11 protein-coding genes are annotated in these 16544 nt (G+C 72.0%); 6 read left to right on the top strand and 5 right to left on the bottom strand.

Going from position 1 to position 16544, the window contains the following annotated elements; translation table 11 throughout:
• Positions 1 to 16 precede the first annotated feature (16 nt).
• The gene (locus ACFXOM_RS15850; protein ID WP_384929297.1) at positions 17 to 1954 is read left to right on the top strand and encodes an FUSC family protein; all 1938 of its coding nucleotides are present in this window, start codon (positions 17 to 19) and stop codon (positions 1952 to 1954) included.
• Between the two features lie 231 nt (positions 1955 to 2185).
• On the opposite strand, the gene ACFXOM_RS15845 is transcribed toward ACFXOM_RS15850, so the two are convergent.
• Entirely contained in the window at positions 2186 to 2584 is a 399-nt protein-coding gene (locus tag ACFXOM_RS15845; protein ID WP_384929300.1) for an RNA-binding S4 domain-containing protein, read from the bottom strand.
• 121 nt (positions 2585 to 2705) lie between these two features.
• On the opposite strand from ACFXOM_RS15845, the gene ACFXOM_RS15840 reads away from it, so the two are divergent.
• Together ACFXOM_RS15840 and ACFXOM_RS15835 are read left to right on the top strand one after the other, a co-directional pair.
• Entirely contained in the window at positions 2706 to 4181 is a 1476-nt protein-coding gene (locus ACFXOM_RS15840) for an APC family permease (protein ID WP_384929301.1), read from the top strand.
• 18 nt (positions 4182 to 4199) lie between these two features.
• Positions 4200 to 5159 (top strand): hypothetical protein, encoded by a 960-nt coding sequence (locus ACFXOM_RS15835; RefSeq protein WP_384929304.1) that lies wholly within the window; start codon positions 4200 to 4202, stop codon positions 5157 to 5159.
• A 112-nt stretch (positions 5160 to 5271) separates the two neighbouring features.
• Here the strand turns inward: ACFXOM_RS15835 and ACFXOM_RS15830 are convergent, their stop codons facing one another.
• Positions 5272 to 7317, bottom strand: a complete 2046-nt coding sequence (locus ACFXOM_RS15830) for a PhoX family protein (protein ID WP_385038167.1) — start codon at positions 7315 to 7317, stop codon at positions 5272 to 5274.
• 326 nt (positions 7318 to 7643) lie between these two features.
• Between ACFXOM_RS15830 and ACFXOM_RS15825 the strand changes: the two genes are divergently transcribed.
• Positions 7644 to 9530, top strand: coding sequence for a VWA domain-containing protein (locus ACFXOM_RS15825; RefSeq protein ID WP_384929309.1), 1887 nt, complete (start codon positions 7644 to 7646; stop codon positions 9528 to 9530).
• A 228-nt stretch (positions 9531 to 9758) separates the two neighbouring features.
• Here the strand turns inward: ACFXOM_RS15825 and ACFXOM_RS15820 are convergent, their stop codons facing one another.
• Complete coding sequence (locus ACFXOM_RS15820) at positions 9759 to 10310, bottom strand: TetR/AcrR family transcriptional regulator (RefSeq protein WP_384929677.1); 552 nt, start codon at positions 10308 to 10310, stop codon at positions 9759 to 9761.
• Between the two features lie 248 nt (positions 10311 to 10558).
• Here ACFXOM_RS15820 and ACFXOM_RS15815 point away from each other — a divergent pair, with 248 nt between their 5' ends.
• Positions 10559 to 11455, top strand: coding sequence for an MBL fold metallo-hydrolase (locus tag ACFXOM_RS15815; RefSeq protein WP_385038165.1), 897 nt, complete (start codon positions 10559 to 10561; stop codon positions 11453 to 11455).
• 200 nt (positions 11456 to 11655) lie between these two features.
• The gene (gene metG, locus ACFXOM_RS15810; RefSeq protein ID WP_384929315.1) at positions 11656 to 13302 is read left to right on the top strand and encodes a methionine--tRNA ligase; all 1647 of its coding nucleotides are present in this window, start codon (positions 11656 to 11658) and stop codon (positions 13300 to 13302) included.
• Between the two features lie 152 nt (positions 13303 to 13454).
• On the opposite strand, the gene ACFXOM_RS15805 is transcribed toward metG, so the two are convergent.
• A complete protein-coding gene (locus ACFXOM_RS15805) occupies positions 13455 to 14315 on the bottom strand; it encodes a hypothetical protein (RefSeq protein WP_384929317.1) in 861 nt (286 codons plus the stop codon).
• 353 nt (positions 14316 to 14668) lie between these two features.
• A complete protein-coding gene (aspS, locus tag ACFXOM_RS15800) occupies positions 14669 to 16474 on the bottom strand; it encodes an aspartate--tRNA ligase (protein WP_384929320.1) in 1806 nt (601 codons plus the stop codon).
• Positions 16475 to 16544: the final 70 nt, after the last annotated feature.

The raw sequence follows: 16544 nt of genomic DNA, 5'->3' as shown, positions 1-16544 counted from the left end.
CGTGGACCGTGTACGGATGACGCCGCCGCCCTGGCTGGTGTCCGGGCTGCGTCCGCAGTCCGCGCCGATCCCCTGGGCCGCGGTGGTGCGCGCCTCCGTCGCCCTGTCCGCACCGCTCGCGGTCGGCTTCGCCGTCCACCAACCGCAGTACGGGGCACTGGTGTCGATGGGTGCGCTGTCGGGTGTCATCAGCGACACGGCCGACGCGTACCGGATGCGGTTCTTCACCATCGCCGTACCGCAGCTCTTCGGTGCCGTCGGCGTCACCCTCGGCACCCTCGTGTACGGGGAGGGCTGGATCGCCGTCGGCGTGCTCACCCTCGTGGCACTCGTGTCCGGGATGATCTCGTCGATCGGCGCGGTCGCCTCCGTGTCGGGGCTGCTGCTCCTGCTGAACGCGGTGGTCGGCGCCGGTCTGCCGATGCCCAGCCCCTGGTGGAAGGCGCCGCTGCTGCTCGGTCTCGGTGGTCTCGTCGTGCTCGCCCTGGCGCTCGTGGGCTGGCCGCTGCGCGGCGGCGCGGCCGAACGGTCCGCGGTGGCCGCCACCTACCGGGCGGTGGCCGACCTGCTGGCGGCGGCGGGCAGCGACGCGTACGACGAGCGACGGCAGGCTGTCACCCACTCCCTGAACACCTCCTACGACCTGGTGCTGGCCCGCCGGACCCGTGACCACGGCCGCAATCCGTCGCTCGTGCGGCTGCTGGCCCAGCTCAACGTGGTGATCCCGCTCGTCGAGGCGGCCCCGGCCGCACACCAGCAGGGCCGCCCGCTGCCCGCCGCGGTACCGGCGGCGGTGCGGGTTCTGGCGGATGCCGTGGAAGCGGCCCGAACGGACGCCGCCGTCCCGCCCCTGCCGCCCGCGGACACCCCCTCCGGACGGGCCGTCGACCAGGCCCTGCGGCACGCGGCGGTGGTCGTCCGGGAGGCGGACCCCGGCCCCGACACCCTGGACGACCGGCTCGGCCGCCCCGCCGCCCTGCGCGTCCGGGCCCGCCGCACCACCCGTGACGCGCTGCTCTCGGCGGCGTCCTGGCGCTACGGCCTGCGGCTCGCACTCTGCATCGGCATCGCCCAGGCATTCGTCTCACTGGTGGTGGTGGACCGCTCGTACTGGGTCGCGCTCACCGTGACCTTCGTCCTCAAGCCGGACTTCGGCTCGGTCTTCTCCCGGGCAGTGCTGCGGGCCCTGGGCACGGTAGCGGGCCTGGTCGTGGCGGCCGCCGTGCTCTCGGAGGTGCCTCGTGGCTGGTGGGACGTGCCCGTGATGATGGTGCTGGCGGCGCTGGTGCCGGCGTTCTCCGCGAAGGGGTACGCCTTCCAGACCGCGGCGATCACCCCCGTCATCCTGCTGCTGTCCGATCTGCTGAGCGGGCGGGGCACGGCCCTGATCCGGCCACGGCTCGTCGACAGTTTGATCGGGTGCGCGATCGTGCTGGTGGCGGGCTACCTGCTCTGGCCGGAGAGTTGGCACAGCCGGATCGGTGACCGGCTCGCGGACAGCGTGGACGACACGGCGCGGTACCTCGCCCTCGCCTTCGGGACGGACGGGCGGACGCAGCGCGGTCCGTTCGACGACCAAGGAGAGCGGGTGCGCTCCAGGCGGCGGCTGTACCGGGACCTGTCGGCCGTGCGCTCCGAATTCCAGCGGGCCCTCACCGAACCGCCGCCCACCGGCACGCGCGCCGCGGCGTGGTGGCCGCTCGTCGTTGCGGTCGAGCGGATCGCGGACGCGACGACCGCCGCCCGCGTGCGCGTCGACCACGGTGCCGCACCGCCGGCGCGCAGCGAGGTGACCGCGATCGTCGGCCAGTTGCACGCCCTCGCCGAGGGCATCCGCTCGAGCGAGGAACTCGTCGGGGTACGGGTGGACCTGGGCGGCGACGAGACCGGCGTCCTGGAACCGCTGCGCCAGGAAGTCGCGGCGGCCCGGGCCATCGCCTCGCCGGGCCCCTGAGAACCGCTGTCCGGCCCCACCCGGACCGGACCTCCCGCGGGGACCGTTCGGCGACACCCTGCCCGGGAGACCGGCCCGCGGCACTCCCCACGAGGCATCCGCCGGACGGCGGGGGCGAGGGCTTCGCCCGGCGAGCAGCCGGGACGGACACGGCCCCAGCCATCCGGGGAAGACCGAGCACCCTGCCGCCGGCCCTGCGCACCGGGGGTGCCCGGAGCCCCGGACGAACCATCACCCCCTGCCGTGCAGGCGGTCCAACTCCCGGCGCTCCCGCTTCGTCGGTCGTCCGGCGCCCCGGTCCCGTACTCCCGTCGGTGCCGTGAACTCGCGCGGTGGGGGCGGCGGGCTGTTGTCCACGTACGCCTGCACGGCCGCCGGTGCGCCCACCCGCTTGCGCAGCACGCGGGAGACGACCACGACCCGCTCCCGCCCCGCGTGGAACAGCCGCACTTCGTCCCCGGCCTTCACCGCGTGCGCCGGCTTGACCCGCTCTCCGTTGACCCGCACATGACCGGCACGGCAGGCCGACGCCGCCTGCGAGCGGGTCTTGGTGAGCCGCACCGACCAGATCCAGCTGTCGACCCGCACGGTCCCCTCAGCCGTCCCCACGGTCACTTCGTCATCCGCCATACCACCGAGAGTACGGGGGACGACTACGATGCGCTCCGTCTCCCGCGTGTGGAGGCACCGCTTCAGCTCGGCGGACGATCCGTGAACCATCGCCACCTGCCCCGCCCCCCAAGGACTTTCGATGAGCAGCAACTCCGGCAGAGGGCTCCAGCCAGGCGTCCTCGGCACCTTCGACACGATCGTGATGGCCGTCGCGGGCAGCGCCCCGGCCTACTCCCTCGCCGCGACCACCGCCGTGCTGGTGGGCGCCGTCGGTTTGGCCAGCCCCGCGGCGTTGCTCTACTGCGCGATACCCATGCTGGGCATCGTCCTGGCCTTCGGCCGCCTCGGCCGGATCGACGTGAACGCCGGGGCCAGCTACTCGTGGGTGGGCCGCACCATCCACCCCTTCCTGGGCTTTCTCTCCGGATGGGCCCTCGTCGTCTCCGCCACCATCTTCATGGTGGCCGGCTCGCTCCCGGCCGGCTCCATGACGCTCGCTCTGTTCGACACGGACCTCGCGGCGAACACGGCGCTCGCCACGGCCGTGGGCGCCTGCTGGTTCGTCCTGATGCTCCTCGTGGTGCTCGGCGGTGCCCGGCTGACCGTGCGGGCACAGCTCTTGATGACGTGCCTGGAGGTCCTGCTACTGGTGCTCTTCCTGCTCGCCGCACTGCTGCACAAGGGGGCCGCGGCAGCCTTCGACTGGTCCTGGTTCGGCTTCGAACACTTCGACGGAACCTCCGGATTCGCCTCGGGCGCCTTGGTCGCCGCGTTCTACTACTGGGGCTGGGACGTCACCAGCAACCTCAGCGAAGAGACCCGCAACAGCCGCAGGACCGCCGGAATCGCCGCCCTCGTCGGCGTGGGCGTCGTCTTCCTCCTCTTCGAGGCGTTCACGGTCGCCGTCAACGTCATCCTTACCTCCGAGCAGATCGAGGCGGGCAACGCCAACGTCCTCGGCTTGCTGGGCGAGGCGATCTGGCCGGGCGTCGGCGGGAAGCTGCTGATCGTCGCGGTATTGCTGTCGACGGTCGCCACCCTGGAAACCACCCTGCTCCAAGTCACGCGCTCGCTGTTCGCGATGGGCAGAGACCGCACGATGCCACCCGCCCTCGGTGCGGTGCACCGGCGCTGGAACACTCCCTGGGTCGCGATCGCCGTGGTCGGCGCGGTGGCCCTCGTCATGTTCGTCGCCGCCAACGCCCTCGGATCGGTCGGGCAGATCGTCGCGGACGCGGTCAGCGCGATCGGCCTGCAGATCGCGGTCTACTACGGGCTGGCGGGGATCGCCGCGGTCGTCGCCTACCGCAAGGTGCTGCTGACGTCGGTGGGGAACTTCGTTCTCGGCGGGCTGTGGCCGCTGCTGGGCTCCGCCTTCATGTTCTGGACGTTCTTCGCCTCACTGGGCGACTTGAGCCGCGCCGCCATCACGATCGGCCTCGGCGGGCTGGCGGTCGGGCTGGTGCCGATGCTCTGGTACTGGCGGCAGGGCAGCGCCTACTACCGTCCCGCGAAGCTCGACGCGTCCCGGGCGATGGAGGTGGAGGAACCGTACGCCGGTGCCTCCGCAGCGCGGCCGGGCGCCAGCCGCGACTCCATGGCCACCGACTTCTGACCGAGAAAGCAGGCAGACATGGCTGCTCGCCGCCGTTTCGAGCCGGACTTCGACCCGGACTTCGGGGACCGCGCACTCACGGAGGCCCGCCAGGACATCGTGATCGGGCGCTGGCAGGGAGTCCGGGACCTGCTGCACGCCACGGGTTCCGACTGGCCGCGGCGCACCCACCGACTGCGCCAGCTCTCGCACGCCTCGGCGGGCTCGTCGGCGGTCGAGGCCTGGCGGGCCGCCGAGCCGGACAACCCGGACGCCGCGGTGCTGCGCGCCGCCACCGAGGTGGTCCGCGTCTTCGACCGCGCCATCGCAGCGGGCCGGGGGGCACCGCTCGACCGCGGCCGGATCGACGTGGCGGTGATGAGTTGTCTCGGAGCGGCGGAGGCCGCACCGAGGGACCCGATGCCCTGGGTGTCCCTGCTGACGGTGGCCCGGCTCTACGAAGGTGGCGTCCGACGCCGCGAACTACGCGGCTGGTGGGACGAGTTGCGCCGCCGCGACCCGGACAACATCGAAGGACACGTACAACTGCTGCGCTACTGGTCGGCGCGCTGGCACGGCACGCACGGCGCGATGTACGACCTGGCCCGCGACGCGGCGGGCGCGGCGCCGCCCGGCTCCCCGCTGCCGGTGCTCGTCCAGATCGCCCGTGTGGAGGAGTTCCGCTACGTCGCCGAGGCGGCCCGGGGCCGGGCTCCGGTCCGTGACTTCGGCCAGCACTGGAAGCACGAGCTCGCGGTGACCGAGGTGCGTCGCACGTGGGACCGGTGGATCGGCGGACGTGCGGGCGGACCGGTGCTTCCGGAGGAGGTCGCCGAGCTCAACTACCTGGTCCATGCCGCCTGTTACGCCGAGGAGCACGAGGTGGCCCGTCGGCTGTTCCTCATGCTGGGCGACCGGGCCGCCCGGGCGCCGTGGTCGTACACGGGCGATCCGGCCGAGCAGTTCCTGCGGTTCCGCGGCTCCGTGGGCGCCGGCTGAGCCCCTCCCCACGGGCCCGGTGGGAGCGCCCGGGCCCGTGGGGTTCTCTGGAGCAGTTGGCGTGCGCGCCGGCGGCACCGGCCCGCACGGTGAAGCCCGCCCCCCACGGGCATCAGACGCCGATGTCGCGTCCGTCCTTGCGGTAGACGGCGACAACCGCCGGGCGGACGATCTTGCCAGGCCCGTCGGGCCACACCGAAGCGGGCTTCTCGACGGACGCGCCGTCGACCTCGCCGGGGTGCTGGACGGCGACGAGCACCCTTCGGTCCTGGATGATCGGTCCACAGGTCTCGGCGCCCGTCGGAACCGTCAGGAACTGCTTCAGCTCACCGCGGCGATCGCCATGCGTCGCCACACCGAACAGGCCGTCGTGCGAGCCGAGTTGGGAACCGTCGGTGGAGATCCACAGGTTGCCGTGCGGGTCGAAGGCCACATTGTCCGGGCAGGAGATCGGGCTGACCTTGTCCTTCGGGAAGCCCGCGAAGTAGGTGGCCGGGTCGCTCGGGTCGCCGGCGACGAGGAACAGCCGCCAGGCGAACCCGTCGCTCGCCGGGTCGTCCCAGTGCTCGGCGAGCTCCAGGATCTGGCCGTGCTTGTTGAGGTTGCGCGGGTTGGCCTCGTCCGCGGGTGCCTTGCCCGGCTTGCCGCGGTCGGTGTTGTTCGTCAGCGCGACGTAGACCCGACCGGAGCGGGGACTCGGTTCGATGTCCTCGGGCCGGTCCATCTTGGTCGCGCCGGCCTTGTCCGCGGCGAGGCGGGTGAAGACGTACACCTCGTCGGCGGTCATGCCCGCGACATGCGAGACGTCGCCGGTGGCCAGCGGGATCCACACACCGGAGCCGTCGAACTCCCCGTCGTTCGGGAGCTTGCCGGTGCCGTCGATCTCGGCCGAGCTGTCACCGGTGAGCTTGGCGACGTAGAGGGTGCCCTCGTCGAGGAGGGTGAGGTTGTGCGCGTGGGCCGCGCGCGAGTTGCCCTTCTTCATCCGCTTCGACGAGACGAACTTGTAGAAGTAGTCGAAGCGCTCGTCGTCACCCATGTAGACGACGGGCCGTCCGTCACGGGTGAGTCGCGGCTGCGCGGCCTCGTGCTTGAAGCGCCCGAGGGCCGTGCGCTTGCGGGGGGTCGAGTCGGGGTCGTACGGGTCGAGCTCGACGACCCAGCCGAAGCGGTGCGGCTCGTTCGGCTCCTGCGCCACGTCGAAGCGCTTGTCGAAACGCTCCCACTTGCGCTCGGAGGCACCGCTGCCGATGCCGTAGCGCTTGTCGGTCGGGCTGGAGCCGTTCGCGAAGTACTGGTTGAAGTTCTCCTCGCCGTGCAACGTGGTACCCCAGGGAGTGGTGCCGCCGGAGCAGTTGTTGAGGGTGCCGAGGACCTTGGTGCCGGTCGGGTCGGCCGAGGTCTTCAGCAGCGCACTGCCTGCGGCCGGGCCGGTGAGCCTGAACTCGGACGTCGCCGTCAGACGCCGGTTGAGGTGGTGCCGGGTGACAGGGGTGAGCTTGCCGCTCCTGCGCTCCTCCTGGACCACGACGACGCCGAGGCCGTGCGCGGCCCAGGCGATCTCGACCTGCTCACGGGTGGGGTTGGCCGGGTCGTACCCCTTGAACATCAGGACTTCGTCCGTGTACTCGTGGTTGGCCACGAGGAGCTGGCGGCCGTGCTCCGCCAGCGGGAGCAGGCTGAGGAAGTCGTTGTTGTAGCCGAACTGCCCGGCCTGTGCCGCAGCGGTCTGTCTGTCGGCGTCGAAGGCGGGAGCCCCGCGGAGTATCGGCTCGCCCCAGCGGATCACGACGTTCTGGGTGTAGCCGTCGGGGACGCTGACCCGGTCGGCGGTGTTGGGGGCAACCGGCGTGTAGCGGAGGCCGCGGGCGCCGCCGCCGGTGCTGCCGTGGCCGTGCCGGGCCGCGGTGGCGGCCTGGGCGGCGGGTGCGCCCTGGGCGACGACCGCGCCGCCCGCGGCCGTGGCCACGGTCACGACCGCGGCGGCGCGCATCACCGAACGGCGCGACAGCGCACCGGCGATGACGTCGCCGACGTACGCGTTGTCGCTGGTGTTCGGCACCTCGTGGAAGCAGGCATCGCCGCAGCGGTAGCGGCAGGTGAGGGCGGATCGACCGCCCGCGTGATTCGACCCCAGCAGCGGAAGCAGTTTGCGCACTTCTTCCTCGTCCTCCCCGGCGCGCCCGCGCCGACACGGTGTCGGAATGTCTCCGGCCGTGACGCTAGGGGCGCACCCGCTCCGTGCGACGGCCGGCGAATGAACACGGAGTGAATGGGCGGCGACGGAGGTGGGCTTGACGGGGGAGGGGGTTCCGGTTGTGCAGAACGGACGGCCGCTAACCTTACGTCCCAACCCTGGCCAGGGATGCGGCGCTGCCGCCTCCGGACCGGACATTGCCGGACAATAGTCGCACCCAATTCACGCGAAAGGCCTCGCCCATGGGCATTCGGAGCTTGCTGCGCAAGGTGTTTGGACGCGAGCGCATGGAATCGTCATCGGCCACGACGACGACGGCGCCCACCTCTGTCCCGCCCCAGGCCGAGGCACCCGGCGCCACACCCGCCTCCACGGAGGACCGGGCGGCCGACCTGGTGTCGGCGGCCTTCGACACCCCGGCGCCCCGCCCGACGATCCCGTCGGCGCGCACCCACGAGACCGCCACCGAGCCGGAGGCCCCGGCGACGGGGGCGAAGTCCCCGACGGCCGCGCCGTCGCCGAGGTCGCCCGAGGCGTCCGAGGGAGCCGGAGCCGGGAGCGGGGGCGACGCGGGGACCACGGCGGACACCGCGGCAGCCGCGGACACCGACGAGCAGGTCGCACCCGGATCCGCTCAGGCAACGGAGGCAGCGGGCGGTACGTCGGAAGCCGCCGTCGAGGACGCGCCGGGCACCCCGGCGGCAAAGGCACCGGCGTCCGAGCACGCGGGGACGACCGAGGACGTCGCGCACGTCGGGGACGACACACCGGCCACCGGCGCCCCCACCCCGCCGCAGCCCGAGGGCGCGGACGTCCCGGCCGACGCTGAAGAGGCCGTCGCCACGGAGACTCCGGGCGCCTCCGCCACGCCGGGCGCCCCGGGGGCCGGAACCCTGCCGGAGGCCGAAACACCCTCCGCGTCGACGGACGAGAAGAACCGGGAAGCGCCGGCGGAGACCGGGGTAGTCCCCGCCCCGGCCGCGGAAGAAGCCCCGCAGCCGGCCACCGAGGAGGCCCAGCCGACCCCCGCCGACACGCCCGGGACGGAACCCGCCGCCGAATCCACGGCGACGGCCGCCCGGGGTGGGGACGCCGCCGGTTCCGCCGCCCCGGCGGAACCCGTGGCGGAGACGGACGCCCCGCCCGGCCCCACGATCGACGCGGAGCCGGCGCCCGCCGCGGCGGAAGCCGAAGCGGCAGCCGAGGACGCCGCCGCCCCCGGAGAGGCCGACTCCGCCCCGTCCGGGGACGAGGCCGTCCCGGCCCACGCCGCCGCGGAGCCGCCCGCTGCCGGCGCCACGACCACCACCGGCGGGGCCGGAGCGGCGCCGGAGACCCCGGCTGCACCGGCTGAGAAGCCGGACGCCCCTTCGAGGGGGGCCGAGACCGAGCCGGCCGCGGTCGAGGTCGAGGTCGAGGTCGACAGCACCGGGGGTGGGGACGCCCCCACCCCGGCGGCCGCCGAGGGGAAGCCGGCCTATTCCCTCGCCCGCCTCAAGGCCCGCGCCGCCGGGCTCGTCGGGGCCTACAAGGCCGCCGGGGCCGCGCTGAAGGGCGCGAACGCCACCGGGGCCCGGGCCAGTGTGTACCTCGTGCTGGACCGGTCGGGCTCCATGCGCCCGTACTACAAGGACGGCAGCGCACAGCAGCTCGGCGAGCAGACGCTGGCGCTCGCCGCACACCTGGACGAGGCCGCGTCCGTCCACGTCGTGTTCTTCTCGACCGACGTCGACGGGACCGGCGAGCTCTCCCTGACCGACTACGAAGGGCGCGTGGACGAACTGCACGCCGGCTTCGGCCACATGGGCAGGACCAGCTACCACCGTGCCGTCGAGCAGGTGCTCGAGCACTATGCGAAGTCCGGCTCCGAGGACCCCGCACTGGTCGTCTTCCAGACGGACGGCGCCCCCGACGCCAGGCAGCCCGCCAAGCAGGCCCTCGTGGACGCCGCCGACAAGCCGCTCTTCTGGCAGTTCGTGGCATTCGGGGAGTACGAGGCCAAGGGCTTCGACTTCCTCCGCAAGCTCCAGGCGGACAACGCCGCGTTCTTCCACGCCGGCCCCGACCCCCGGGAGCTGACCGACGAGGAGCTCTACCAGGGTCTGCTGGGAGCCTTCCCCGACTGGCTGGCCAAGTTCGGCCGGCGCGCCCCGTCGCCTTCGCGGAGCCGGTGATCCGGCCGGTCGGCCGTCCTGGGCGGGGCGGCCGGCCTCCCGGGGGGCGAGGTCGCGGGTGACGCGGTCGCCACTCGTCGGCTGCCCCTCGGCCCCGTCCGCCCCGCCGCCCCCGCTCGTGCACATCGGGCGCGTCGGCAGTCGTCGGCGCGGGCCCCGACGCTCGAACGGCGTTGCGACGGAGCCTCGGGGCCGCCTTCGCCCGGCACGGCACCCTGCGTCGGCCGGTCAGCTGTCGGTCGAGCCGAGGACCGCCGCCACGATCCGGCGCGCGTACCCGGCGTCGAGCCCGTGCGGGCGGAAGAGGATGCGGTACATCAGGGGCGCGACGACGCCATCGATGACCGTTTCGACGGCCGGCGCCTCCTCATCGCGTTCGGCCGCTCGGGTGAGCATGACTCCGATCTGCTCGGCGGCATAGGCGGAGCACCGGCCGGGGTTGCCGCCGTCCGGATCGCCGAGGAGGGCGTCGCGGATGTAGGCACGGCCGGTCGGCGAGGACATCTCGTCGAAGAACTGCTCGGCCCAGGCCGCCAGGTCGGACCGCAGGTCGCCGTGGTCCGTGGGCACGGAGTCGGGCCTCAGACGCTCGACCGCCACGTCCGACAGCAGCTCCTGAAGGTCACCCCAGCGACGGTAGATCGTCGACGGCGTCACGCCCGCCCGCTGAGCGATCAACGGCACGGTCATGGCATCCCGACCCACCTCCGCGGCGAGTTCACGCACCGCGGCGTGCACCGACGCCTGGACCCGGGCGCTGCGTCCACCGGGGCGCACCATCTGCCTGCTCACCCGGACACCTTAACGCAAAGAAATTGCTTCTAGAGGGGTCATGTCCGATCGGGCGAGCCTGCCGGGCCCCGATACGCACGCGTACGCACACCCGGACGCCGCCAGGCACCCCGGCGAGCACCCCCACGGCCCCGAGCAGGCACCCCGAAGATCTAAAGCTAAAGGTTTGCGTTAGTGGTCCACCGAACCCTACGGTGACTTAAAGCAAACCGATTGCATTAAGAGGGAGTCTGCCCATGCACCCGACCTCCGTCCCCACCTGGGCCGTGGGCGACGTCACCGTCCACCGCATCGACGAGATCCTCCTGCCCCCCACCACCGGGCCGTGGCTGCTGCCGGACGCCACCCCCACCGTCGTCGCCGGACAGGACTGGCTGCGTCCTCACTTCGCCGACGAGGAGGGCATCCTCCACATCCACAGCCACAGCTTCGCGTTCGCCCTCGGTGAGCTGCGCATCCTGGTGGACACCGGCATCGGCAACGGCAAGGAGCGGGCCAACGCAGCCTGGCACGACCTGAACACCGACTACCTCCGGTGCCTCACCGACGCCGGATTCCCCCCGGAGTCGATCGACCTGGTGATCCTCACCCATCTGCACGCCGACCACGTCGGCTGGAACACGCGTGCGATGAACGGCCAGTGGGTGCCGACCTTCCCCAACGCCCGCTACGTCACCTCCCGCACCGAGCGGGAGTTCTGGGCCGGGTACGAGATGGAGGAGGCTCGCGCGCAGATGTTCCGGGACTCCGTACTCCCGGTGGAGGAGGCAGGGTTGTTCGACCTCGTCGACGTCCCCGCCGAGGGCGTCGAGGTCGCCCCGGACCTGCGGCTGCTCCCCACTCCCGGCCACACCCCCGGCCACGTCGCGGTCGAGCTGGCCGCCCACGGCCGGACGGCGCTGATCACCGGCGACTGCATCCACCACCCCGTACAACTCGCCCATCCCGCCATCGGCGCGTGCGTCGACATCGACCCCGAACAGTCCGAGGCCTCGCGGCGCGCGCTGCTCGGCTCCCTCGCCGACACGGACACCCTCGTCCTGGGCACTCACTTCGCGCCGCCCACCGCCGGCCGTGTCGTCTCCCACGGAGGCGGCTACCGGCTCTCCCCCGTCCCCGCCGACCGGCACTAGCCGATCCGTCGTCCGCCTCCTCCATCGGCCGGCGCTACGGGGGCGACCGCTCCGGGCGGCAGCGGCGCTGCACGGGGACGGTGGGGCGCCGCCCCGCCCGCGCGGCTCCCACTCCACCTGCCGCGGGGCGCCGCGGATACCCACGAGCCCGGGAATCGCGCGGGTCAGTGGATCTTCGCGGGGCCGATAGGATTTCGACCATGGCGGCCACTGGATCCGAGAAGCAGGGAGCGAAGGCGTTCTACGTCACGACTCCCATCTACTACGTCAACGACGCTCCTCACCTGGGCCACGCCTACACGACCGTCGCAGGCGACGTGCTCACGCGCTGGCACCGTCAGCGCGGCGAGAAGGTGTGGTTCCTCACCGGCACGGACGAGCACGGTCAGAAGATCATGCGCACCGCGGAGGCGAACGGCGTCACCCCGCAGGAATGGTGCGACAAGCTCGTGGAGGAGGCGTGGAAGCCCCTCTGGGAACACCTTGAGATCGCGAACGACGACTTCATCCGGACCACCGAGAGGCGGCACACCGACCGCGTCCAGGAGTTCGTCCAGGACCTCTACGACAAGGGCGAGATCTACAAGGGTGGGTACGAGGGCCCCTACTGCGTGGGCTGCGAGGAGTACAAGCTCCCCGGCGACCTGATCGACGGCGACGGGGGCGAGTACGCCGGGCAGAAGCTGTGCCCGGTGCACAAGAAGCCGGTGGAGATCCTCAAGGAGGAGAACTACTTCTTCAAGCTCAGCGAGTACGGCCCGAAGCTGCTGGAGTTCTACGAGGCGAACCCCGGTTTCATCCAGCCCGAGTCGGCCCGCAACGAGGTCGTGAACTTCGTCAAGCAGGGCATGCAGGACCTGTCGATCTCCCGCTCGACGTTCGACTGGGGCGTCAAGGTTCCGTGGGACGCGGCGCACGTCATCTACGTGTGGATCGACGCCCTGCTGAACTACGCCACCGCAGTCGGCTACAACGAGAACCCGGACAAGTTCCAGGAGACGTTCCCGGCGAACGTGCACCTGATCGGCAAGGACATCCTCCGCTTCCACGCGATCATCTGGCCCGCGATGCTCATGGCCCAGGGCCTGCCGGTGCCCGGCAGGGTCGCGGCCAACGGCTGGCTGATGGTCGGCGGCGAGAAGATGTCGAAGTCGAACCTGACCGGCATCAAGCCGCAGGACCTCACCTCCCACTTCGGCGTGGACGCCTACCGCTGGTACTTCCTGCGGGCGATCACGTTCGGGCAGGACGGCTCGTTCTCGTGGGAGGACTTCACCGCCCGCTACACCAGCGAACTCGCCAACGACTACGGCAACCTCGCCTCGCGCGTCGCGGCGATGGTCGGCAAGTACTTCGACGGTGCACTGCCGGAGGCGACCGCGCCCGGTGACGCGGAGAAGGCCGTCCACGAGGGCCTGGCGAAGGCCGTGGCCGAGGCCGACCGGAAGATCGGTGAGGAACTGGACTTCCAGGGCGGCATCCTGGCGGTCTTCGATTTCGTCAAGCAGGTCAACGGCTACATCACGGAGCAGGAGCCGTGGAAGGTCGCCAAGACTGCCTTCCCCGATGCTGCTGGCACGGCGGGCAGCGACGAGGGCAGGGCCCGGCTCGCGACCATCCTGTACACGGCGGCCGAGTCGCTCCGCGCGGTCGCGGTACTGCTGAACCCGATCATGCCGGAGACGTCGCAGAAGCTGTGGGACTCGCTGGGCGCCGAGGCGTCCCTCGGAGCCCTCGCGGACCAGCGGGTCCAGGACGCGGGCGACTGGGGCGGGTTGCCGGCGGGCTCGACGGTGACGAAGGGCGCGGTGCTGTTCCCGCGCCTCGAGGAGCCCAAGAAGGACTGAGCCGGTCCGGCCGGGCCGCACGTGCCGTGCCCGTCGTCCTGCGCGGCCACCGGGGAGTCCCGGAGCGACCACCACGGGACGCCGGAGCGCGAGTCCCGAATGCAGCGGGGAGGGCCCTGAACCGTGTGGTTCCGGGCCCTCCCCGCTGCGTGTCAGCGCGCCAGCGAACGCCCGTCCCCCATCACGATGACCGGGTACTTCGCGGGATCAAGCCAGCGCAGCAGCACCCGCATCCGGGCCAGGGGCAGCGAGACGCACGCCTGGGTCGGGCCTCCGTGGTCGACGTGCAGCCACACTCCGCCGCCTCGGGCCGCGCCCAGCGGACGGCGCCGGTCCATCGGTGACGTACCCGCTTCGCGGTTGTAGTTGATCGCCACGACGTAGTCGAAGGAGCCGGCGAGCGGTTCGCCGAGGAAACCCGTGCCCTCCGCGTTGAACAGGTCCGACTCCTCGTACGGGAGCCTCGTCCCCGGGTTCGGCAGTAGTCCGCCCGCGTCGGTGAGCCCGAAGACTCCGATCGGGGAACGGACGTCCCCGCCCCAGTGCTCGTCGGTCCAGCCTTTCAGGGCGTTGTGCGCCGGCCAGGGCTCGGTGAGGGCCTTCCAGCCGGTCACCGGGTCGCGCTCGTACAGGACGGCGCGGGACGAACTGGAGTCACGGCCGGCCCCGGTGACGACGACGGCCTGGGACGCGCCCGCAGGGACCAGGGCCCGGGTCTTCGGCCCCAATCCGGGGAGCTGAGAAACGCGCCCGGAGCTACCGTCGGCCGTCCCCGGTCCGGGTCGGTTCCCCCCGCCGCCGGCCTGCGCCGACGCGCCTCCCTGGGCCGCCGTGCCGCTCCCACCCGTCCCCCGCCCGGTCGTGCCGTGCGCCTCCGGGGCGGGACGCGACCGCGAGACACGCGGATGGGGGGCGCCGTCGGCCGGGGGTGGCGGCGCAGCGTCCGCGCAGCCAGCGAGCAACAGCCCGGCGGCGAGCAGCGGCGCCGCTCTGGTCAGTACGGTGCTGGGCACTGCGCGATGTCCTCTCGTGGTGCGACCGCTTCTCGGGGTCGTGCGTGCTGCCTTCCGCACCCTTCCCGCTCGGGACGCGGCCGGGCGACACGGACGGCGCGAACGACTCAGAAGGAGCACGAAATCCACGCGGGGGGCGGGGTCCCGTGGCCCTCCCGTGCCCGGACGGACGGATCGCCGTGCGCAGATCGGCGGCCGGGGCTGACGCGTCCGCCCCGAGCTCCGCGCGAGCCCCGGCGGGCTGACGGGGCCACGGTGTCGCGGGGCGTGCCCGGGGCCCGTCCCACGCGCGTGGCCGTGGATGACGAAGGGGCCCGGAACCAGCACGGTTCCGGGCCCCTTCGGTCGTTCGGCTACTCGCCGGGCTTCGCCGGCGGCTTGCGCAGCGCGATGTTCAGCTCGCGCAGTCGTGCTTCCTCGACCTCCGCGGGCGCGCCCATCAGCAGGTCCTGCGCGTTCTGGTTCAGCGGGAAGGCGATCGTCTCGCGGATGTTCGGCTCGTCGGCCAGCAGCATCACGATGCGGTCGACGCCCGGCGCGATGCCGCCGTGCGGCGGGGCGCCGTACTGGAAGGCGCGGAGCATGCCGGAGAACTCCCGCTCCACGGTCTCCCGGTCGTAGCCCGCGATCTCGAACGCCTTGAACATGATGTCGGGCTCGTGGTTCCGGATCGCTCCGGAGGACAGCTCGACGCCGTTGCAGACGATGTCGTACTGCCAGCCGAGGATGTCCAGCGGGTCCTTGGTCTCCAGGGCCTCCAAGCCCCCCTGCGGCATGGAGAACGGGTTGTGCGAGAAGTCGATCTTGTTGGTGTCCGGGTCCTTCTCGAACATCGGGAAGTCGACGATCCAGCAGAACCGGAAGACGTCCTCCTCGAAGTGGCCCGAGCGGCGCGCGGCCTCGACCCGCACGGCCCCCATGATCTTGGAGACCTCGTCGAACTCGCCGGCGCCGAAGAAGACCGCGTGGCCCGGCTGCAGGCCGAGGCGCTCGGTGAGGACCTTGACGTTCTCCTCGGTGAGGAACTTGGCGATCGGGCCGGACAGCGTGGGAGTACCTCCCAGGCCCTCGGGGCCGTGCGGGACGTCGTCTCCGACGCGCACCCAGGCCAGGCCCTTCGCGCCCTGCTCGACCGCGTACTCGCCGAGCTGGTCGAAGAACTTCCGCGGCTGGTCCTGCACCGCCGGCACCGGCAGGGCTCGCACGTGCTTGCCCGCGAACGCCTTGAACTCGGAGCCCTCGAAGACATCGGTGATGTCGACGAGCTCCAGCCGGGCGCGCAAGTCGGGCTTGTCGTTGCCGTACTTCAGCATCGCCTCGCGGAACGGGATCCGCGGGAACGGGGAGGTGACGTGGCGACCGCCGCCGAACTCCTCGAAGAGTTCGGTCATGAGCTGCTCGATCGGCCGGAAGACGTCCTCCTGCTCGACGAAGCTCATCTCCACGTCGAGCTGGTAGAACTCGCCGGGCGAGCGGTCGGCGCGGGCGTCCTCGTCACGGAAGCAGGGCGCGATCTGGAAGTAGCGGTCGAAGCCCGCGATCATCAACAGCTGCTTGAACTGCTGCGGCGCCTGCGGCAGCGCGTAGAACTTGCCCGGGTTCAGTCGGGACGGCACCAGGAAGTCACGGGCACCCTCGGGAGAGGTCGCGGTGAGGATCGGGGTCGCCATCTCGTTGAAGCCGAGCGCGGTCATCTTGTGCCGGATGGCGGAGATGACGGCGGTGCGCAGCATGATGTTGCGGTGCATGCGCTCGCGGCGCAGGTCCAGGAAGCGGTACTCCAGGCGCCGCTCCTCGTTGACGCCGTCGTCCGTGTTGATCGTGAAGGGGACCTGGGCGGAGGCGCCGAGCACCTCGACGTCGGTGACCTCGACCTCGACCTCACCGGTCGGCAGGTCGGGGTTGACGTTCTCGGCGCCACGGGCGGAGACCTTGCCGTCGATGCGGACGACGCTCTCCTTGGAGAGGTGACTCAGGGCCTCGTTGGCGGCGGTGCCGGGACGGGCGACGAGCTGGACCAGACCGTAGTGGTCGCGGAGATCGATGAAGAGGATGCCGCCCAGGTCTCGGCGATTGTGCAGCCAGCCGCTCAGCCGGACGTCGGTGCCGACGTCAGAGGAGCGGAGCTCGCCGCAGGTGTGGGACCTGTACCGATGCATCGTCGTTCATCCAGTCTTCGCGATGGGAGGTGGGCAGACCCACCCAGGTTACCGTCCGGGCAAAGATCCC

Origin of the sequence: Streptomyces sp. NPDC059169 (assembly GCF_042755225.1) — a bacterium.
Classification (GTDB): Bacteria; Actinomycetota; Actinomycetes; order Streptomycetales; family Streptomycetaceae; genus Streptomyces.
The sequence above is the reverse complement of the archived record's forward strand: the minus strand, read 5'-3'. Positions and strand labels throughout refer to the sequence as shown.

Excerpts from the sequence above, each read along its gene's own strand:
- ACFXOM_RS15850 (WP_384929297.1), top strand. The coding sequence starts at position 17 with ATGACGCCGCCGCCCTGGCTGGTGTCCGGGCTGCGTCCGCAGTCCGCG.
- ACFXOM_RS15845 (WP_384929300.1), bottom strand. The coding sequence starts at position 2,584 with ATGGCGGATGACGAAGTGACCGTGGGGACGGCTGAGGGGACCGTGCGG.
- ACFXOM_RS15840 (WP_384929301.1), top strand. The coding sequence starts at position 2,706 with ATGAGCAGCAACTCCGGCAGAGGGCTCCAGCCAGGCGTCCTCGGCACC.
- ACFXOM_RS15835 (WP_384929304.1), top strand. The coding sequence starts at position 4,200 with ATGGCTGCTCGCCGCCGTTTCGAGCCGGACTTCGACCCGGACTTCGGG.
- ACFXOM_RS15825 (WP_384929309.1), top strand. The coding sequence starts at position 7,644 with ATGGAATCGTCATCGGCCACGACGACGACGGCGCCCACCTCTGTCCCG.
- ACFXOM_RS15820 (WP_384929677.1), bottom strand. The coding sequence starts at position 10,310 with ATGGTGCGCCCCGGTGGACGCAGCGCCCGGGTCCAGGCGTCGGTGCAC.
- ACFXOM_RS15815 (WP_385038165.1), top strand. The coding sequence starts at position 10,559 with ATGCACCCGACCTCCGTCCCCACCTGGGCCGTGGGCGACGTCACCGTC.
- metG (WP_384929315.1), top strand. The coding sequence starts at position 11,656 with ATGGCGGCCACTGGATCCGAGAAGCAGGGAGCGAAGGCGTTCTACGTC.
- aspS (WP_384929320.1), bottom strand. The coding sequence starts at position 16,474 with ATGCATCGGTACAGGTCCCACACCTGCGGCGAGCTCCGCTCCTCTGAC.